General features: G+C 44.5%; 18 protein-coding genes. 3 read left to right on the top strand and 15 right to left on the bottom strand.

Features of this window, described 5'->3' with window-relative positions; genetic code table 11:
- Positions 1–102 precede the first annotated feature (102 nt).
- Together ahpF and ahpC are read right to left on the bottom strand one after the other, a co-directional pair.
- The gene (gene ahpF / locus AM231_RS21765; RefSeq protein ID WP_054404485.1) at positions 103–1629 is read right to left on the bottom strand and encodes an alkyl hydroperoxide reductase subunit F; all 1527 of its coding nucleotides are present in this window, start codon (positions 1627–1629) and stop codon (positions 103–105) included.
- Positions 1630–1641: 12 nt separating this feature from the next.
- Entirely contained in the window at positions 1642–2205 is a 564-nt protein-coding gene (gene ahpC / locus AM231_RS21760) for an alkyl hydroperoxide reductase subunit C (protein WP_053490398.1), read from the bottom strand.
- A gap of 263 nt (positions 2206–2468) precedes the next feature.
- On the opposite strand from ahpC, the gene AM231_RS29240 reads away from it, so the two are divergent.
- Positions 2469–2645: a hypothetical protein gene (locus AM231_RS29240; protein WP_165593455.1), complete on the top strand. Its 177-nt coding sequence runs from the start codon at positions 2469–2471 to the stop codon at positions 2643–2645.
- Between the two features lie 209 nt (positions 2646–2854).
- On the opposite strand, the gene AM231_RS21755 is transcribed toward AM231_RS29240, so the two are convergent.
- Positions 2855–6235 (bottom strand): S-layer homology domain-containing protein, encoded by a 3381-nt coding sequence (locus AM231_RS21755; RefSeq protein ID WP_054404484.1) that lies wholly within the window; start codon positions 6233–6235, stop codon positions 2855–2857.
- A gap of 232 nt (positions 6236–6467) precedes the next feature.
- Here AM231_RS21755 and AM231_RS21750 point away from each other — a divergent pair, with 232 nt between their 5' ends.
- Entirely contained in the window at positions 6468–9425 is a 2958-nt protein-coding gene (locus AM231_RS21750; protein ID WP_054404483.1) for a histidine kinase, read from the top strand.
- Positions 9403–10179: a LytR/AlgR family response regulator transcription factor gene (locus AM231_RS21745; protein WP_054404482.1), complete on the top strand. Its 777-nt coding sequence runs from the start codon at positions 9403–9405 to the stop codon at positions 10177–10179. Before AM231_RS21750 ends, AM231_RS21745 begins: the two co-directional genes overlap by 23 nt.
- 592 nt (positions 10180–10771) lie before the next feature.
- Here AM231_RS21745 and AM231_RS30080 read toward each other — a convergent pair.
- The 12 genes from AM231_RS30080 to nikR all read right to left on the bottom strand — a co-directional run bounded on the left by AM231_RS30080 (position 10772) and on the right by nikR (position 20998).
- Entirely contained in the window at positions 10772–10957 is a 186-nt protein-coding gene (locus AM231_RS30080; RefSeq protein ID WP_242615270.1) for a hypothetical protein, read from the bottom strand.
- Positions 10958–11716: a MerR family transcriptional regulator gene (locus tag AM231_RS21735; RefSeq protein WP_054404888.1), complete on the bottom strand. Its 759-nt coding sequence runs from the start codon at positions 11714–11716 to the stop codon at positions 10958–10960. It lies immediately after the preceding gene.
- Positions 11717–11909: 193 nt separating this feature from the next.
- On the bottom strand, positions 11910–13166 hold the full coding sequence (locus AM231_RS21730) for a DUF438 domain-containing protein (protein ID WP_054404481.1): 1257 nt from the start codon (positions 13164–13166) through the stop codon (positions 11910–11912).
- 262 nt (positions 13167–13428) lie between these two features.
- Positions 13429–14481: a DMT family transporter gene (locus AM231_RS21725; protein ID WP_278044646.1), complete on the bottom strand. Its 1053-nt coding sequence runs from the start codon at positions 14479–14481 to the stop codon at positions 13429–13431.
- A gap of 43 nt (positions 14482–14524) precedes the next feature.
- The gene (locus AM231_RS21720) at positions 14525–15352 is read right to left on the bottom strand and encodes an urease accessory protein UreD (RefSeq protein WP_053490404.1); all 828 of its coding nucleotides are present in this window, start codon (positions 15350–15352) and stop codon (positions 14525–14527) included.
- Positions 15327–15962, bottom strand: a complete 636-nt coding sequence (gene ureG, locus AM231_RS21715) for an urease accessory protein UreG (protein ID WP_053490405.1) — start codon at positions 15960–15962, stop codon at positions 15327–15329. Before ureG ends, AM231_RS21720 begins: the two co-directional genes overlap by 26 nt.
- Positions 15963–16516: 554 nt before the next feature.
- A complete protein-coding gene (locus AM231_RS21710; protein ID WP_242615268.1) occupies positions 16517–17257 on the bottom strand; it encodes an urease accessory protein UreF in 741 nt (246 codons plus the stop codon).
- Positions 17199–17642 carry an urease accessory protein UreE gene (locus tag AM231_RS21705; RefSeq protein WP_053490406.1) on the bottom strand — a complete coding sequence of 148 codons (444 nt, stop codon included), beginning with the start codon at positions 17640–17642 and terminating at the stop codon, positions 17199–17201. Before AM231_RS21705 ends, AM231_RS21710 begins: the two co-directional genes overlap by 59 nt.
- A gap of 78 nt (positions 17643–17720) precedes the next feature.
- Positions 17721–19433 carry an urease subunit alpha gene (gene ureC, locus AM231_RS21700; protein WP_053490407.1) on the bottom strand — a complete coding sequence of 571 codons (1713 nt, stop codon included), beginning with the start codon at positions 19431–19433 and terminating at the stop codon, positions 17721–17723.
- 6 nt (positions 19434–19439) lie between these two features.
- Complete coding sequence (locus AM231_RS21695) at positions 19440–19799, bottom strand: urease subunit beta (RefSeq protein ID WP_053494023.1); 360 nt, start codon at positions 19797–19799, stop codon at positions 19440–19442.
- Positions 19800–19877: 78 nt separating this feature from the next.
- Positions 19878–20180 carry an urease subunit gamma gene (gene ureA, locus AM231_RS21690; protein ID WP_053490408.1) on the bottom strand — a complete coding sequence of 101 codons (303 nt, stop codon included), beginning with the start codon at positions 20178–20180 and terminating at the stop codon, positions 19878–19880.
- A 398-nt stretch (positions 20181–20578) separates the two neighbouring features.
- Positions 20579–20998: a nickel-responsive transcriptional regulator NikR gene (nikR, locus tag AM231_RS21685; RefSeq protein WP_054404480.1), complete on the bottom strand. Its 420-nt coding sequence runs from the start codon at positions 20996–20998 to the stop codon at positions 20579–20581.
- Positions 20999–21068 lie beyond the last annotated feature (70 nt).

Genomic DNA, 21068 nt, shown 5'->3' with positions numbered 1-21068 from the left:
AAAAATGCACCCCTAGAATTTCATCGGATAAACCAGGGGTTTAATCCAATGTCTATTCTAAGGGGTGCACTTCAGAGCGGGCTTTCGGTATAAAGATATTTATTAATTTCGAATAAGATAATCAAATGCGCCCAATGCTGCTGTCGCACCCGATCCCATCGATATAATAATTTGTTTATAAGCGCTGTTCGTGCAGTCTCCTGCAGCAAATACGCCAGGTATGGTTGTTGCACCATGGCTGTCTACGACAATTTCACCCATGCGCGTACGTTCTACGGAATCACCAAGCCATTCTGTGTTAGGAACAAGACCGATTTGGACGAATACCCCTTGCAGCTCCACATGCTGAGTAGTACCGGTTTCGCGCTCGATGTATGAAATACCGTTCACTTTATTCGTTCCGGTGATTTCTTTTACTTGAGCGTTCTTAAGTACAGTCGTGTTTGGCAGGCTGTTCAGACGATCCTGCAGAACAGAGTCGGCCTTCAGCTCAGGCATGAACTCGAATACCGTTACATGTGCTGCAACACCAGCGAGGTCAATGGCAGCCTCAACACCGGAGTTACCTCCGCCGATGACGGCAACATGTTTTCCGGCAAACAAAGGACCATCACAGTGTGGGCAGTAAGCTACCCCTTTGTTTTTGAATTCTGCTTCTCCCGGTACACCCAGATTACGCCAACGGGCACCAGTCGAAACAATGACGGTTTTACTTTTCAGTGTAGCGCCATTTTCTAATTCAACCTCAATGAGGTCCTTTTTCTCCAGAGACTTCACGCGCTGTGCCTTCATGATGTCAATGTTGTATTGCTTGGCATGTTCCTCGAGGCTTGCAGCGAGTTTAGGGCCTTCTGTGTAATTTACACTGATGAAGTTCTCAATACCCAAGGTATCATTAACTTGTCCGCCAAAACGCTCAGCCACAACTCCTGTACGGATCCCTTTGCGCGCTGCATAAATCGCTGCACTCGCACCAGCAGGGCCGCCTCCGACAACCAGAACATCGTAAGGCTCTTTATTCTCGAACTCGGATACGTCTGTGGTGCCCAGCTTGCCAAGAATATCGTCGATTGTCATACGGCCGCTTTCGAAGAATTCACTATTGAGGTGAACCGTTGGTACGGCCATAATTTCTTTGCTTTCCACTTCTTCCTTAAATGCCGCACCATCAATCATGGTATGTGTAATACCCGGATTCAGGATACTCATCAGGTTCAGTGCCTGCACGACATCAGGGCAGTTATGGCAGCTCAGACTGACATATGTTTCAAAGTGAAATTCACCTTTAATTTTCTTGATGCGGTCAATGACGCTTTGCTCAACCTTTGGAGGTCTGCCGCTGACTTGAAGCAGCGCCAATACCAATGAAGTAAATTCATGTCCTAATGGGACACCAGCAAAGGTTACGCCAGTCTCTTCACCTACGCGATTGACGCTAAAGCTTGGAGTTCTGGATAATTGCGTTTGTTCTACTGTAATCCGGCTTGACATGCTGGATAGCTCATTCACTAAATCCAGCATGTCATTGGATACAGAGTCGTTACCTGCACTGACTTTCAGCAGAACATCGCCTTCCAAAAGCTCAAGATACTGCGCTAGTTGATTCTTTATGTCTGCATCCAGTTTCATGTTCTTCTCTCCTTAGATCTTGCCTACGAGGTCAAGACTTGGCTTCAATGTTTCAGCGCCTTCTTTCCATTTAGCCGGGCAAACTTCACCTGGATGGTTGCGAACGTATTGAGCCGCTTTGATTTTGTCGATCAGTGTGCTTGCATCGCGTCCGATACCGTCAGCTGTAATTTCAACGGTTTGGATGATGCCGTCCGGATCGATGATGAAAGTAGCGCGGTTTGCCATTCCATCTGCTTCAATCAATACATCGAAGTTACGGGAAATCGTATGGGATGGGTCACCAATCATAATGTAAGTTACCTTACCGATCGCTTCAGAGCTGTCATGCCAAGCTTTGTGCACGAAGTGAGAATCTGTGGAAACGGAGTACACTTCAACGCCAAGATCCTTCAAAGTTGCATATTGATCTTGCAAATCTTCAAGCTCTGTTGGGCATACGAAGGTAAAGTCCGCTGGGTAGAAGCAAACTACGCTCCATTTACCTTTAAAGTTCTCCTCGGTTACTTCGATAAAGTCACCGTTATGAAATGCTGAAGCTCTGAATGGTAGTACTTCTGTTCCGATCAATGCCATGATTAGTTACCTCCTAGATATATTGGTTTTCTTTTATAGTATAGAATTTAGAACCAGTAAATCGCAATGACTTAATACACTACCAGCTCTTATTTATACTTATTATTATATGGGAATGATTTTCATTGTCAATCTTGTTCATCAAGTCTTCATATTCCTCAAAGAGCCGCGCACACCATTCCCTATCTTCTTGTATATCCCTGCAACGCCGGGCACATACTAGGCATCACAACCTATTCCAGTCACTAAGGAGGATCCTTCCAATGAGTCCAAACCAACCCGACAAGAATTTAATCAACACGGTTGAGCAGCTAAATGAGACACCCGTTAATAGCCATGAGGCCCAACAGCAGCAACAAGCTCGCAATGACCGCCGAAAACAGGCACTGCATGACAGTGATGGTAAATATAAAGAAAGCGAGACCGACAATTATCACTGAGCATTTTTGCATAATAATGGTGATTATCTCCTTACGGTCCCCAGGCGCCCCCCCCCTTTCTAAAAAGTCTTTACCATAACATATAAGTATTACTCTTCATCAAGTTTACAAGAATGCAAAAATCCACAGCCTGAGTCGGTTGTGGATTTTTGCTTCAATTAAGTTATTGATCATTTGGGATCAAAATTTTGCTACTATAGGAAACCCGATTACTTCCAATTCTCAACGCCAGTTTCGAGCTGCTCGAAGGAATGCGGAATGGAAGCTTCCATAATGTCAGCATAATTCTTGTGGTCTTCTGGAATATCCGTCCATTTCGGTTCAACCATGATGTCCCACGGTTTACGATCCAGAAGCTCGTTGAGCATACGTACGACTTCTACTCTCGTAATCGGTTTATTCGGATTGAACTTCTTCTCCGTGAAATCAAACAACAGGCCTTGCTCCTGAGCAGCTGCAATGGCTTGTTCAGCCCAGTGTCCCGCTACATCGGTATAGGTGCTGTTCTCAGCAGCATCCCATTTATTAATATTCATGAGAATCTGCATGAATTCTGCTCGAGTAATCTGCTTCTTAGGCTTGAATGTATGGTCGTTGAAACCGACCATCCAGTTATTACGGGTTGCAGTCTGGATTGCATTCCCAGCCCAATGTTTTGCACTCACATCCGAATATGAAACTTTGCTGGTTCCACCTGCAGATGTATACAGACGGGACAAGATCGCAGCAACCTCAGCGCGGATAATTCCGCGATCTGTACGGAACGTACCGTCAGGGTATCCAACCATGTAAGCTTTATGGTCGCCTGCTGCTTTCACTTTCGGCTGCGCGGAGAAATCGAATTTCACGATCGTATCACCGACGTGGATAATGCCATCCTTGATATAACTATTACTTCCAAAACGTTCTTCACGCTTATCGGTACGGCTGTCGAAAAGAACGTATCCATTCTTCTCGCCCAAGAAATAGTAATCTCCATCGGCATATACCATCCAGCCATATTGACCCTTATCTGAGCTCAATTGTGGGTTGTGATTTTGGTTCGGTAAAAATTCTGGAAGCTCAGGCAATTGCACAAGCGCTCCAGGAACTCTTCCTTTGGAACGATTCAGCGCCGTATCCGCCCAGAATAATTGCATGTTCATGCCTTCAACGGGCTGACCTGTAACCTTGTCAAGGATCGTGCCATATGGATCGACCAAATCAACCGATACCTTTGCATTTCCTTTGCTATCAACAATGACCTTGCCAGCTGGACCAGCCAGCTTCTCTCCGTTAGGAGCGAACACATTCAGCGACAATTGATATTCGCCGGCTGCAAGTTTCGGAAGCGTAAAGCTTCCATCCTTGTTCATTACAAGATTCGGCAGATTAAGTTCTTTTCCGTCTGCCGATTTAATTTTTCCTGATACCTTGAGATTGTCTCCGACTAACTTCGTGATTTTGTCCTGAACGACTTTGCCGCCGTTCGCTTGATCGGAAACAATAACTTCTGCTTTCATTGTAGGTTGTTCTACCGCTGGCACAGATGGTGCTGGGGTAGGTGCCTGCGCAGGCTCTGATGGTGCAGGTACTGAAGGCCCAGGCACATAAGGTGCGCTCGGTTTAGCATTAACTACATTAGACAAGCCTGCATATTGGCCCGATATGATATTTAATCGGAAATAGTAAGTAGTGCCATTGGTTAAACCAGTTACAGTTGCACTTGTTGAAGTAGCAGTAAGCGTCTCCTTTGGACTAACCGGAGTGAAATTGGTGCCGTCTGTAGATTGTTCAACACCGATGCTTGTTGCCCCTGTTAAAGCTGGGAATTTCAATGTGACTTGTCCATTGTCTGGAACAGCGGATAACGTGGTCAATGTTTCCGAAGGCGAGACTTCTACTGGATCAGATACGCCTTCATAAAGACCGGACTCAACGATTAACCGGAAATAGTAGGTTTGCCCATTCGTTAATCCGGTTACGGTTGCACTTGTTGAAGTAGCATCCAGCTTCTCTAGCGGGTTAACTGGAGAAAAGTCGGTGCCGTTCGTAGACTGCTCAACAACGATGTTCGTTGCTCCCTTTAAAGCTGGAAATTTCAATGTGACTTGTCCATTGCCCGGAACAGCCGACAAGGTTTTTAAGGATTCCGGTTCTGCCGCAAGTACATAAACGGTGAATGTCTTCTCACTTGTAAGCCCGCCTTTTGTAATCTTGGCCGTCAAGTTCACATAAGTTCCCTTTTGTTCAATTGCCGGTCTTGTCACAGTGCCATCAGGTGCGATGATTGACGGGTCATCAGCAGACCAGACGATGTCTTCATCGTTTGGCAGCAGCGTCAGATTACCTTTTACCGAGTTTTTGTTGTCGCCAGGTTCGTAGCTGATGGTAGTGAGTTCCTCTGCTTGTTCAACAGCCTCAATAGCATCTTTTTTTGCAATGACTGCATTGGCTACGCGCTCAGCAATTTCCTCAATGATCTCATCCGTTGTCTTTTCGGAATCAAGATGCAGTCCGCCATGCGGGAGGCCATCGATAAAGTCATCTTCAATATCCTTATAAGTCGATTCAGTGACTCCAATATATTGGGCACCGTTGTTATTCAGTTTGTCCTTCAGGTCGGATTCATTCGTTCCGCCATCCAAATTAACACGAGGGTCGTCGTTTAAGTTCACGACATAGCGGTAAGGGGAGTACGGATCCCAGACGATATCATTTACCGCTACATTCACATCTTTAGGTGAAGTGGAGAACAGTTTCATATTATCAAAGGCAAAAATCGAGATGATTTCGCAACCATGCCCTACATGGCTGACAATCGGTCCGAATTCGTCACCATAAACTTGAGGAAGAGCCAAGTTTATAATGATTTGGTCCCCGTTATCCCACATATTCAATTGTGTATCCGTAGCTACAATTTTAATGCTGTGTTGAGCAGATGTCCCCTTCGAAAAGCTCTGGACCAGGGAAACACCCTGTATAAATCTTAGTCCACTCCCCGCTTCATTGTGGAACGCAGTAGCGTCTACCCCATCAAGCTTATAAACTTCGATAGCATTGGATACATATAGAATAGTGTAACCGCTCAACTTCCCGTCGCTATCAATCTTCGAATTAAATAGAAAGCCTCCGCCTTCCATACTGTGATAATTCACCTTGGATTCATCCATGTCAAAGGTGATGATTTTCTTACCCGCAGGGCTTCCACCTGTGAGCATGAAATCCTTGTAACCCGGCATGGTATATCCGTAGAAGGTTAGCGCTTTGCCGTTATTGGAAATTTGAACATGATTATAATCGGCAGTCTCTACTTCCGGGATGGGTCCCATATACCAGCTGTCCTGACCTTTATGCACATAGCTCGTGTCCGTTACTGTTGCCGGATTCGCGCTGGCATCCATGATGGACATATATTTAGGGTTGATCCCTGCTGCTTTTAGCTTGGCTTTGATAGCCTCATTCAATTTGCTTTCAAAATCACTATCTCCATGAGAACTTGTTCCCACGTTATAGTAAACCTCTGCTACCGGCGATAGCGCAAATGCCATGCTGGCATTTGTAACCATGAGCACGAATGCCACGGCCATCGAAATTATTCTCTTTTTCATTTAAACACCCATCCTGTTAGTTAGTCACAACATCAGAACAACCCGTCCGACACCCCATATATAAAGAATCTATGCTGAACGCAACCCTCCAATAAAATAGATTGTAAAAATTGCTATTTTTAAAATATCAGACACATCTCTCAAAAATCTCTCAAAATTCGACTATAGTCGACAGGTAGATTTTTTAGATATTTTTAACATATGATAGTGTTCATAGGGGTGTGAGTATAACATGAAGAAACTGATTGGTTATCTGGGTGCGGCATGCGCCCTAATCGCCATTATGTATATGATTTTTAGTGACCAGGGCACCGGTTCTGTCAAGATCAAAGCCGTAGACGGCGTGATAGACTTGCGGGAGCTCAACGATTCACCTTTTGTGTCCTTAGCGGGCGACTGGAAATTCACACCCGACGCTTTTGTCACGCCCAACCATTTTATAGGAGATTCGGAAAATCTGCTGGTACCCGGTCCCTGGGCATCGAATGTCGAGTGGGGCTCATATCAATTACTCGTATATCTGCCTAACCACTGGACCGATCTCGGTCTGCGTGTTCGAAATATTTGGTCTGCGCATGCCATCTACATCAATGGAGTACCTCTTTCGGAAAAGGGTAAGGTGGCAGCCACCAAGCAAGAGACGTCTCCAGCTAATCCTTATTATGAAGCGTACTTTACACCGGACACCCGGCAGGTGCTGATAACCATACATGCGTCCAATTTCTACAATACAAGAGGCGGCATCGTGCTGCCGATCGATATCGGGGATGCAGAGCTAATGAGGAAGGACGTGCATCGGGACCTCTCCCTGGAATGGGCAGCAACCCTATGTTTGCTGTTGTTCAGCGTATTCCATATAACCATCTATTCGCTGCGCAGGAAGGACGACGCCTTCTTATATAGTGGACTGCACTTCCTGATACTGGCGCTTGTTATTGCACTACGTGGAGAACGGCTGCTCATCCGTGAATTTCCGTCGTTTCCCTTCGAGCTATATTTTCGCCTGCAAGACACGCTCACTTTCCTGGCTTCCATCTTGCTCATTGTCTTTATTGTCAAAATGATCCCATCGATCATAAAACCAAAGACGCTGCTTCTGCTGTTTCTTCCGATTTTGGCCTATGTCATCTTAAATATCATTCTCCCGGCCAGAACCATTTCGGCCGTTCAGTATGGGTTCTTTTACTACAATGACGCATTATTCCTGATCGTGATTCTTCGCTTATGCTATTTGACGGTTAAAAATCGAATCAGTATACGAAAAAATGAAGCTGTCGTCCTTGTGTTGATGCTTCTGTTCCTAGCCATCTTCGCGATCAGTTCTTCCTCAGATACCTTATACTTCTCCGGCCGCAACTACATGAATAGAGTCGGATTGGTCGGGTTCATGATGGCCATGAATATTTTCCTTGGCATACGTCTGATGAACCGCACCGAAGAATCCGAACAGCTGACAGCCAAGCTCCAGAAGGCTAACGACGCAAAGGATGCTTTCCTGAAAGTCACGACACAAGATTTACAGAGACCGCTTCATGATGCCGTTCATTTAATGAAATCAATTACCCGTGAGCAGGATCACGAAAGGCAGAGCGAGCAGATTTATTTGGCTGAGCAGCTCATGGGGAACATGGTCTACTTACTAAGGGACCTGCACGATTTTACTCGTATTCGATTTGATGATTACAAGGTTCAGCTTAAATCCACCAATCTGCGGATGGTTATGCTCCATGTCATCCAATTGATGCAGCTTACATTTACGAAGAAGAATATTCATATCGACGAGATGATTTCGAAGCAGCTATACGTGTGGGCAGACGAGCAGCGTCTGACGCAGGTATTCCTGCGTTTGATGACCGAGATTTCACATGATACGGCGAATGACAGCCTAAGCATTGAATCGATGCAGGCAGGATCGGATGTCCTGCTTCGCGTATCGACGACCCGCCAGGGAGCAACCACAAATGGGGATCGGCCATATTCCTCGGGACTCATGATGACGGAGGAGCTCATTCAACAGATGAACGGAAGTATGACCTATGAACGCTTAGAGAGCGGCATTCAATTTACGGTCAGACTGGCCTTCAGCGAATGCAAAGAGCCACTTACTGCAACAGAACATGAATACAATCTGCAGGCGGCAGTATTCAGAGAGGATCAAAAGCTGGGAACACTCTTAATCGTTGATGACGATGTGATGCATGCGGAAATCATGAGAGGGATGCTGGGGGACATCTACCAGGTGCGAATCGCTTATACGGCTCAAGAGGCCCTTGATTACTATAGTGCTCATCCGGAAATCGCGATGATGATCATTGACGATATCATTCCGGGTGACATCAATAGCCTGGATTTACTTGAGCAGATTCGCACCCAGGCATCACTCATGGAGCTGCCGGTCTTAATGATGATATCCTCCGAATATCCTCGATATATTGAGATGGTTTTTGCGGCCGGTGCTAACGACTATATAATGAAGCCATTTTCAAAAGAAACCTTGATGGCCCGCTTGAATGCGACGGATCAGACGAAGCAATTTATGCTGAAAGCGATTGAGTATGAAATGGCATTTCTGCAGACTCAGATAAAGCCTCATTTTCTATATAATGCGCTTAGCAACATCATTTCCTTTTGCTATACGGATGGCGAGCGTGCTGCTTATCTTCTGACGATGCTCAGCTCCTTCCTCCGTTATATATTTGAAACGAGCCGGGATGGACAATTCTCCTCTCTGCAGAAGGAGCTTGAAATTATCGAGGCTTATGTAGAGGTGGAAAAAGCTAGATTTGGTGAACGTTTAACGTTTGCTTATGATATCGACCCATCCATTGCAGTAGAAAACGTGCTGATTCCGAGCTTGCTCATACAGCCTTTAGTCGAGAATGCCATTCGTCACGGCCTGTTCAACAAAGACGGTCCGGGACATGTTCAAGTCACCATTTCCTTGCAGGGGCAATTGCTGAGCATCCAAGTCTCCGATGACGGCATAGGGATGTCTACTGAGCAGTACGCTCAATTAATGGGGGGAACTACTTCCAATGTCGGTATCGGATTTACGAATGTGCGCCGAAGGGTGCATGATCTTACCCAAGGAAGCCTGAAGATTTACTCCATACCGAACCAAGGAACAACCATACTAATAACGATTCCCCTAAAGGAGGGACAAAATCATGTGGAAAGTCATCGTCGTTGAGGATGAGAGACCGATTCTAGATTTGCATGCCAGATTGCTTGAAACTTATGGTCCCTTTCAAATTGCAGGCCGCTTCGAATCGCCGTTCGACGCGCTGGAGGAAATTCCGAAGCTGGAAGTGGATGCACTCGTGCTCGATATTGAAATGCCAAGGATGACGGGGCTGCAGCTGGCCCAAAACTTAGTAGAGAACGGCATTGATGTGCCTGTCATTTTCACCACTGCCCACCAGCAATATGCAGTACAAGCCTTTCGCGTTCAAGCGCTGGATTATCTCCTGAAACCAATGAACCAAAATATGGTCAAGCAGCTGGATGAACGCCTTCAGAAGTACTACGGTCAGAAACAGAAGCAGACCCCTAAGAATGAGCTTTCTGTGCAGCTATATGGCGAAGCATCCGTTAAGGTTGGAGATCAGCTAATCAAATGGCCTACCCGTATAACCGAGGAGCTCTTCTATTATTTTCTGCTTCAAGAAAATAAGCTGTGCTACAAGTGGAGAATTATCGATGATCTCTGGACGAATGTAGAGGAGAAGCGAGCGCTTTCGAATTTGTATAATACGATTTACCGAATGCGGCAGCTGTTCATGGAGCTGGGTCTTCCTATCGTTATCGATCGAAGACATGACGGTTATATTATGAATACCAATGACCGTATTGTTGTCGAACCCAAGGAAAAGACCGATGCCCTTCTGCTAGAATCCAAGGGTTATCTATGGGCCTATCGTTGGGAGTCAGTTATTATCGATTAAGCTGCCAAACGGCGTGCTCGTTAATCGGATATACAGTACAAGAGTACCTAGAAGTCATATTAATAATACAAGTAATAGAGAAAACCCGACCTCATGCGTTCGGGTTTTCATCGTCAGACAGCTCCCATTTAATGTGCCAAGGAAATATTATCATGAAAAGCAAAATCCACAACCTATTCGGTTGTGGATTTTATGTATGAATGCAAGGGGCGTCGCACTCCTGTCCGAGGATAACGACAATATAAGACTCTATAGGGATTTGATGTCGCCTAAAGGTTCCTACCTTAATTTAGCTTGCTCCGATGTCTTTTGAGTCAAAACATCAGGATAATATATCCTTCCAGTTTCAATATAGTAAGCTACGTATTGGAAGACTCGATCTAAAGTCATAATGTAGCTATCCTTACGTCTTCGTCTATTGTAGGGATCAAAATGATGATGATGGGGTTCGGTTCTAACACATAACATTGCTGGAGTAGTTTCTGGTGGATGAGGATCATTGCCCCAAGAAGAGATATGATTAAGTTGTATGCCTTGAACAGGGATAATTCGCTTCCATGAATAACAATATTGTTCAACTGTGCCTGCATCATTATATTTTTAGACCTGTAATGCCATGAAAAGGGTGCTCTTTCAGTGGAAATAGTATCTCAAGACGTTTCTTAGTCCTCTTAAAATCGGTATATATAGAGACTCGCTCTCTTAATTTAGGATATACAGCAAACAAATGGCCATAATCCTCAATTATTTCGTCAATATCGGCAGGCAACAATTGCATCTACGCTTCTTCCTTTCCACCACGCAAACGGAAAATTTCCTCCATCTCTTCCTCAAGATCCCGCCAGCGGTAGTAATCAGTGGGATCCTCCATGTTGTCCCCGGCATACTCGCCAAAAGCTTCATCCAGCGTCATTTTCTTATATTTTAATTTAAGATCAGCCAACTCCTGTGTAATCTCGTGATATCGCTCCTCTACCGATTGTTCGCGTAGTTTCTTCTCTTGGGCAATCTGTTGCATACGAATACTATAAATTGGGTCTTTCATAATTTCTATAGTGTACTTAGGAATTCGTTTGTGTGTACCATTCTCAATATAATCCAATCCTTGTTTCACATACTTGCTTAGCGTGACTTTAGAGACACCAAGGGCGTCTGCTGCTGCTTGGGGTGTCAGCAAATAATCTTGATGGTACGAGAATTCTATGTTCTCCCCTCCCAGTTGATAATACCAGTACTCAAAATCAATTTTTATCTTCCCAAATTCTAAATCAGAGGCCGGATGATCCATTTCATCTAATCGCTTGATCCATTTAAGAAGATTTTTTTTATGTTTATCCGAGAACAAATATTCCTTCGGCAAAGAGAATGGGTGGGGATCAACTTTAATACTAGAAATTTTTTCGGAAAACAGGGTCAACATATAAAAGAATATATTTTTAAATACCGAATCGGTTTCTTTTTCAATAATCAACACATTTTTGTTTTGGAATCCCATTTCAATATTTGATTCAGTTTGCTCTAAAATTGTTTTTGGCATAATCCTCATCTCCTTCCTACCTCCTATTGTACAGGGTGATTAACGAAGTATCAATATCGTTAATTTATAATATATGCAATACATTAACCAAATATACTTAAACTGTTTTCGTTTTATTCATTCGGAGATGACCATATAGCGCAAAACAGGCCACCCTCTTAGGTGGCCTTGCTTATCTATGGAGACAGTTTCCTCACTCCGAAAGTATCCGTTTTTGACCCGTCAGTTCCTGAATCGGCTTAATATTCTGCGTGAATTCAAGCGTGCCTAGGTACTTTCCTTCCTCATCCCTTACGGCGAAATAACGTATATAGACAAATTTATCTTTTATCGGGATCCAGAAATCTTCCTCGTCTTTGACACCTGCTTTGAAATCAGCAAGCAGTTTGTCAACGACATGAACGCTTTGCGGTGGGTGACAGTTCTGAACGTTTCTGCCGATCACTGCTTTGGTACGAACGAAGATTCTTTCTTTGCCATGCGAGAAATACCGCACGATATCATTCTCATCGATAAAGGTAAGATCGACGGGTAAGTGATTTAATATGGATTCTAACTGTTTGACCGATAATATGCCTGTACTCATTCGAATATATCCCTCTTGCAGCGGAGAAGACTCCAATCCCTTCTCTGCGCCAGGTTCAGCTGCTCTTGCAGGAATCCATTTCTGGTCCGGCGCGATCAAACAATAACCGACTTCTTCACTCTGGGCAGCAATTTGCAGCCATTCATCTTCGGTCAACTTTTCCAGAGCCATCGGTAATAAGATATGTTCTTCTTTATAGATCATTTCTGTTACTTCTTTTAGGACCCGTTTTGCCAGTTCCACGACGATCTCTGCATGGCCATCAAAGTGAGTGAGCTTCTGTTTCACTTCTTTGATTCCAATTCGGATGCCGTCATCGACGGCCCACATCACCTTGGTCGGTCCATAGATTCCGTATTTCTCGAGGAATGGAAACAGCAAATTCTCTTTGCGGCTGTAGTGTTTGTCTACATCATAGAGGAGACTGAAATCCTCCAGTAATTTAAGGCGATTAGCCTCTCCTTGATCCTTCAGAAATTTGTCCAGATGGAGTGCAATTTTGAAGTTTACCAGTTGATCAATTTCTCGGTTCTCTATCTTAAAGGTGTGTACAGGATGTCCAGGCTGCTCTTCCGGTTGATGAGCTCTGTGAATGTCTTGAATGGAACCTTTGAATACAGCAGCATGCACACTGCACAGTCGCTGTACTTCGGTTACCGGTATTCCCTCCTCCTGCATTAGCACCTGCTCCAGTTCCGAAATCTCATCAACCGATATTTCGCCTACGGCTTGGTTAAATTTCGCCTTTACCTCATCCACACTTTTCCCATGATGCAGCTCTTTAATGATATCCTTGAGCATATTGATACGGACGGTTCGATGAGCAGAAACTCCATTCTCACGGTTATTAATTAATTCACTCATGTTCTTCACCTCGGTTTTTGTTTCTATATTAAAAAGATTAAATTCTCTCTTGTTTACATCTTTAAAGTAACATCCCCATGAAGCACGTCTTGTGATTTAAAGCACAAACAAAGTGGAAATTGATTGAACAAACTCCAAGGTGAAAACAAAGAATGACCCAGCTTTCGCTGGGTCATTCCAAATGGAGGCGATATATAAGACATGTATTCACAAACGTAAAACTATGAACCCATTATTGAAATGTAGCTGGAACGAATCAAGGTCATCCAGGCAACGATTTATCGCCCTTCGTTTTCTTCATGAGGCCCGCGAACAGATTATTCTGGTAGGCAACTGCTCCAAGAACAATTACAACACCAAGGATCTGAAGAACTGAAGGAATCTCACCGAAAAGAACGATAGCAATAATAGCAACGGTAGAAATAGGGCTGAGCAGCAAGAGTCCTGCAACGATGGTAGAGTTCAAACGAACGGAACCATACTGGACAAACGTCCATGCCACAGCTTGTCCCAAAATACCCAACACAAGCATCCAGAACCAGTTCATGCCGGTAATAGGATCACCGAGGGTGGTTTCCGGATTCATTGGAAGCGCACCATTGACCATAACTCCGTGAGTCAGATCGAACCCGCGGTCAGAGAAGAACAGCATAAAGATTGCTGGAGCCACGAGCTGGGCAGCAGTAGCCCATGCCATTGGCTGGACGATCTGTCCCATGTTTACCTTGGTCGCCTTACGGCTGGTATAGAGGTAGATACCATAGCAGACACCTGAGATCATACCGCAAATCGTTCCAAGAATAGCGATATTCATCCCATATACGGTGGCCGGTCCATCCACCGGTCCAGCACTACCCTCAAAGACACCACCTGACATAATAACACCAAGTATCATGATTGGAGCAACAATGAAGTACGTTTTTGGAACTCTCTCCCTATCGAATAGGAATGCAAGCGCAGGCAAAATAATGATCTGAAGGTTCAGCAAGATCGAAGCAATACCCGAACCTACGTAGTAGATGGAATAGTTCCAAGCCGTAAAGTCAATTCCGAGGAACAGACCCGCGAGAACAGAAAGAATGACACCCTTTTTGTTGAGTGCACCGATTTTTTTCACTTCTCTAAAGGCGAATGGGAGCAGAGCCAAGAGCCCAATTCCACAGCGAAGAATAACAGATGTTGCTGGTTCAAAGTTTGATTGTTTCACCCAAGGGGCAGTAAACGCGAGGGCGAGGATACCGATCATAAGGATTATATATGCCCGGGCATTCGACCCTCCACTTTTCTTAACACTATTACTTCCCAAATCTTTCACTCCCAAGTTTAAATAGATTGTGTGATCCGATGTTCATTCGGATTTATGCCATGCAGCGAGCGAACTCATCCCATGTGTTGTTCATTTCTTGCTTCAACAACACCATGTCTGACGCAAGCCATCTGACATTCACTGCTTTCCCCTCAAGCAGCGCGGCACTCACTTTGATATCTGAGAACCGCTGAAGTCTCTCATTCAATTCCCGAATGTTCAATTGCTGCAGCGTAGGAGCGCAAAACCACAATGATCCTACATATAAGTGATCTTCGAGCAATCCTAATTGCCCAAGGTTCATGTGGCCCGGAGAAAACAAGAGGGAGTCATAGATCAAACATTCCTCTTCCATCCAGACTTGAAAGTTCGTTCTCACATCACTATATTGGAACTTTTCCCCACGCTTATCACGGCCTGGGGATAGAATCTCACCCCACAGAAGGGTGGAGTCCTGCGCCATCCGAACGATCGTTTTCCCGCGGAATTTCGCACTTTCAAAAGGAATGACCGCTTCCGGTTTCCACGCAAGACTGGCTTTTGAACCAATGGATACGTCAATGTTTTGTGAACTCAACATGCCGTTATATGAAGGATAGATTTTTGTTGCCGATTGTGGAATGAGACAGACATCCGCTCCATCTTGAACATCGATTTGAAATTTATTTTCGTCCCCTGCCACGAGACCGCCCGATGTTTCCACCATATATACCGTTGCCTCAGACGGGTTAGCCGGATTAAGATACAATGTCCGACTCGCCCTAAGCGGCGGAAGCTGATAGCAATCCGTCATAATTGTCTTATTCCCGCGATTCGCAAATTTCAAGGACAGGCAGCCATTATGATACAGTCGCTTAGTTGGAAGTTGTTGCAGGCTCATCTGGCATCACTTCCAGCAATAAATCAGATTTGATCCAGTCAACTACTTTATCGAGACCTTTTTTGGTCTTAATGTCTGCTAAAACAAATGGCTTATCGCCTCTTGATTTTTTGGTGTCACTTTCCATTCTTTCAAGGTCTACGCCAACGTATGGAGCAAGATCTGTTTTATTTACGATAAGAAAATCAGAACGTGTAACGCCCGGGCCACCTTTTCTCGGAATATCGCCGCCTTCGGCAACATCGATTACGTAGATAAACGCATCGACTAACTCGGGGCTGAATGTTGCTGACAGATTGTCGCCACCGCTTTCTAGCAGGATGATATCAAGATTCTCAAAACGCTGTTTCAATTCATCGATAGCTTCGAAATTCATTGATGCATCCTCGCGAATTGCTGTATGAGGACAACCTCCTGTTTCAACACCGATGATACGCTCTGGTTCAAGTACCTTCTCGTTGATCAAGAAATCGGCGTCCTCTCTGGTGTAAATATCATTGGTAATGACAGCGATGTTGTAATGATCTTTCAATGTCTCGGAAAGGATTTTGACAAGCGTTGTTTTACCGGAACCGACGGGTCCGCCAATGCCAAGGTGTATTGTTCTCATTTTCACAATCTCCTCGTATGTTAATAGATTTAGGCTCTTTAATTCGGCTTTTTATACCTTAAAAATCACGTGAATTATATGTCAATCATTTGAACGCTCTGAGATATTCCTGTATAATATTATTAGGAACATTTTTGGGAAAATTTCCTTGTTTTTATGAGTACAACACATGCTAGCGACAACCTCCATGCATGTGCGCGGACCTTCCTGCATGCAGGTTGTCCACCCTGTTGTTCGAACCCGGAAGTGCAGTTCCGAGTGGCTTTCGAAACAGGGACCGCACTCTTAAACGTTGTGCTGATCGGCGTTCACACCAAGGTATCATAGAGTGACCCAACACTAGGTTCCAATAAATTCTTAAGGGATATTGGTAGTATCCCTCCGAATTTGCTTAAGCTTGGATAGAATTGAGTCCATTCGATATCAAGTGTGCTGTTGAAAGGTGAAGGGGCTAACGGATAATCCCTTCACCACAGCCAATGACCTGCTAAAGCATCACGTACTTTAAAGAAGAAACAGCTATTGATTCTCTTCTTAACATGTCACTGCAGGTTCTAGGAAATAAACAATCGTGAATGAAGGAATTCGTGCCTCATGGAGGCAATTTCCAGCGCGATTGAATTGTTATCAAGATCATCCATGCTCAAGTCCATGACGCGACTTGCCGTTTCTTGGATGACAGGCAACAAGGAAAACATCGTTTTTACCCCGCTCCGCTGACCAAGTGGAACAGCACGAACAGCATTTTGTACGAGTGCTGTTATGGATGAATAGATAAATGTATCAATCGACATCTTCACATCCACACCCAGCATTGCGGTATATATGCCGTATATGACGGGATAATGACCCTTGATTTCCTTGTTTTTTAATTTTTCATACCAAAATGTAAGCAGCTCATCATCATTTAGCGGATATACCATATTTAAAAATTGACGCCCCATCATCGCGCTACCTTTTCGTGTCTCGGGAGATAACTTGATGCCGTGACAGATGTTTTCAAGGCGGATGAGACCCTGGGTGTCGTGTTTTTTTGCTAGATGATATGCTTCCTTAACAATGATGGCATCCGCTGAAGCAAGATTATGACGGATATACATGTTGCAGAATTCCCATAAATCATCTTCATTACGGAGGACATTATCCTGGATATATGTCTCCATTCCAAAGGAATGCGCAAAGCTGCCGGTTGGAAACGCTGAATCATTGATCTGAATCAGATGCAGGAACCACGGATCAGTGCTGATGTCCCTTGTATTTGAAGGGCTCTTTGAACCTTCTCTCTGATTGTTCATAGGTAACCCCCACTTCATCCATCAATTTCTCAAGCGTATGATCGTAACGGACAAGAATCTCATCATCTTCAATGATGCATGGGGTGTGACGGTTGCCTATCTCAAAAGCTGCTTTCCCCATTTCCCGCATCGTCTTTGGTTTGATGACATATACCTTTTCAAGCTTTGTTCTAATAGCAATCAGTGTATCCTCATCTTCATACAACACGTCCCCATAATGAAGATGGCTGCCGTTTTCGAGCGATATGGAAACATCCCTACCGTTCTCTGTCTGTTTACGCAATATTCTCTTGTTCAGTTCTTCCCATTCGAGCTCAAGCCAGTCGATTGCTTTATCGGATGAACTAAAGTTGTCAAGGTGTCCCGCTATCTTCGTAATAATCAAGCTAATATCCTCCTCATATGGGTACAATGTCGTTTATTAAAGATCGTTCAACACCATGCACATGAACCCATTGTTTTATTAGAACAAGAAGTATCTTTGAGCCATGGAGAGTTTTTCAAACGGTTCACATGTGATAAGTTCTCCATCTACTTTAACTTCGTATGTTTCCGGATTGATGTCGATATTTGGCGTCGCATCGTTCCACTTCATATCCTTCTTACCAATGTTACGGCAATTTTTCACCGTTCCAATGCGTCGTTTCAGACCGAGCTTCTCAGGCACGCCTTGCTGAATCGATCTCTTCGACATAAAGGTAATGTTTGCACTGTGAGACGCACTTCCATGAGCAGCAAACATACGACGGAACATCACCGGCTGTGGTGTCGGAATCGATGCGCCAGGATCACCAATTTGTGCAGCAACAATAAAGCCGCCTTTGATTACCCGGTCTGCTTTTACTGCAAAGAACTTCGGATCCCATAGAACCAAGTCAGCAAACTTGCCTTCTTCAATCGAACCGATCTCATGAGAGATGCCTTGCGCAATCGCTGGGTTAATCGTATATTTCGCTACGTAACGTTTAGCACGCATATTATCTGAGCCGTTCTTCTCCTCAGGCAATGCGCCACGCTGCTTTTTCATCTTGTCAGCGGTCTGCCAGGTGCGAAGAACCATCTCACCAGCTCGTCCCATCGCAAGAGCGTCTGTGGACATGATGCTGATCACGCCTAGATCGTGCAGAATATCTTCAGCTGCAATCGTTTCCGGACGAATTCTGGAATCAGCGAACGCTACATCTTCTGGGATGTTGTGCTTCAAGTGGTGACAAACCATCAGCATATCCAGATGCTCGTCAATCGTATTCACGGTAAAAGGTCTTGTCGGATTCGTGGAAGAAGGCAATACATTCGGCTGTCCAGCCATCTTCATAATATCCGGAGCGTGTCCGCCTCCCGCACCTTCAACGTGGAATGAGTGAATGACGCGGCCATTAATGGCACGGAGCGTATCTTCGAGAAATCCTGCTTCATTCAATGTGTCAGAGTGGATAGCCACTTGCACGTCAGCTTCATCAGCTACTGTCAGGCTGCGGTCAATCGACGTTGGTGTCGCTCCCCAGTCCTCGTGAATTTTCAGTCCAACCGCACCCGCATCAATTTGTTCCATAAGAGGAGCAAGAGACGAAGCGTGGCCTTTCCCTAAAAATCCAACGTTAATCGGAAAGTCTTCCGCTGCTTTCAGCATCATTTCAATGTTCCATGCACCCGGAGTAACGGTTGTTGCTTTAGATCCTTCTGCTGGTCCAGTTCCGCCGCCGAACAGAGTCGTTACGCCGTTAGCAAGAGCTACGTCGATCTGATCCGGATTGATAAAGTGCACGTGGGTATCAATACCACCTGCTGTTACAATTTTACCCTCGGCAGCAATAACTTCCGTAGCCGCCCCAACGATCATATTCGGAGTAACTCCATCCATAATGTCCGGGTTACCGCCTTTACCGATGCCGACGATATAACCGTCTTTCACACCGATATCCGCTTTGTAAATTCCTGTGTAATCAAGAATAAGCGCATTAGTGATCAGAAGGTCAAGGACATTCTCAGTCCGAGTGTTCGTACCGTTTTGCCCCATACCTTCGCGAATCACTTTCCCGCCGCCAAACATGGATTCTTCTCCATATACTGTGTAGTCCTTCTCGACTTCCACCCATAGATCGGAATCAGCGAGACGCACCTTATCCCCAACAGTTGGACCATAGTTGCCCGCATACTGCTGTCTATTGTACTTCACCTATCATCACACTCCCTTATAGCCTAATGCCTGTGCTCTCTTGAGAATCTCGTCTTTATTGTCAATGGAACCGTTGGTCAAATCTGCGACACCGAACACACGACGATTGCCGCCGATTTCCGTTAGTTCAATTTCCTTTTCTTCGCCTGGTTCAAATCGAACCGCCGTACCTGCAGGAATATTCAGCCTCATGCCAATTGTTTCCCCGCGGTCAAATGATAGCTCCCGGTTCACTTCAACAAAGTGAATGTGCGACCCTACCTGGATCGGACGATCTCCGGTATTAGACACACGAATCTTTGTTTTAATGCGACCAGCGTTAATCTCTATAGGCTCTTCCGCCAATCGGTATTCACCAGGTACGATATATTCTTTGGTTGCGTTTTCATTACTCATTTGTTCTATCCCCCTTTTCATTGCTCTCCTACATATTCCTGTTATTCCTTAGGAAATCGGATTGTGAACGGTTACAAGCTTTGTTCCGTCCGGGAAGGTCGCTTCCGCCTGAATGTCCGCGATCATTTCCGGAACCCCATCCATAACATCGTCTCTTGTCAACACGTGCTTTCCTTCTTCCATCAGCTTAGCCACGCTCTTGCCGTCTCGCGCTCCTTCCAGAATAAAACTGGTAATGATCGCAACAGCCTCCGGGTAATTCAGCTTGAGACCTCTCGCCTTACGTTTCAGAGCCAATTCACCGGCCAAAAAGATTTGCAGCTTTTCCTTCTCTACTGGGTTCAAATGCAATGTCTTCACCTCTTTTACGCTTCATTCGCAGGTTTTAAAAAAAATGAATGGTTAACCTCACCATTCTAGTTACAGATTCTACATCGTTAATTTTATGCATGCTGTGACAAAACTCTCATTCCCCGAACTAAGGCTGATCGGTCAAACCATGAAAGAAACAGAGTACTTCGCAAGCCTTAGAGAATAGTGAACTTCGTCTAATCATGTACTATCGCGCTTTATTTGACCATTTGTGACGTACGCTTCATATTTCTTCCAAAAATAAAGGGGTGGCTTTTTTGTGATTAGCTAAAAAAATGTAACCATAAAATTTATTTTATTTTTTACATAAAAAAAGAGAGCTCCCTTGTTTCGCAACAAAAGAACCCTCCTAATAATTATTATATTATTCCAATAAATTACACATGTTCTACAGGTGCCACTATAAATTTTCCATACTCGACACCTTTTAAACTCGTCATCTTATTGCTTAGAAGCTTGATATCTTTTGCTTTTCCCTTTACAATGATGAGTTCAAGACAGCTGGCTTTGTCCAGATGAAAATGAGTGGTGGCCAAAATATTATCATGCATATCATGTTGAATGGTTGTTAGCTCTTCAAGCAGATTTCGCTGGTGATGATTGTAAAATAACAGGATGCTGCCTGCTACAATTTGCTCTTCCAGTTCCCATGATTGCTGAACAAGAGCATCCCGTACAAGGTCGCGAACGGCTTCGGATCGATTCGCATATCCTTTCTGTGTGACTAAATGGTCAAATTTTCGAAGTAAATGGCCCTCCATGGACACACCAAATCTCTTTAATGAGGAATCTTCCATTGTATCCTCTCTCCTTATGTAACGCCCAAATTTTACCCATAAATTAGAATTTATAGGTTATTAATCTCGC

The sequence above is a fragment of the Paenibacillus solani genome (assembly GCF_001277345.1).
Lineage (GTDB): Bacteria > Bacillota > Bacilli > Paenibacillales > Paenibacillaceae > Paenibacillus_AQ > Paenibacillus_AQ solani.
Note: the sequence above shows the minus strand (reverse complement) of the source record. Positions and strands in the feature narration are given on the sequence as shown.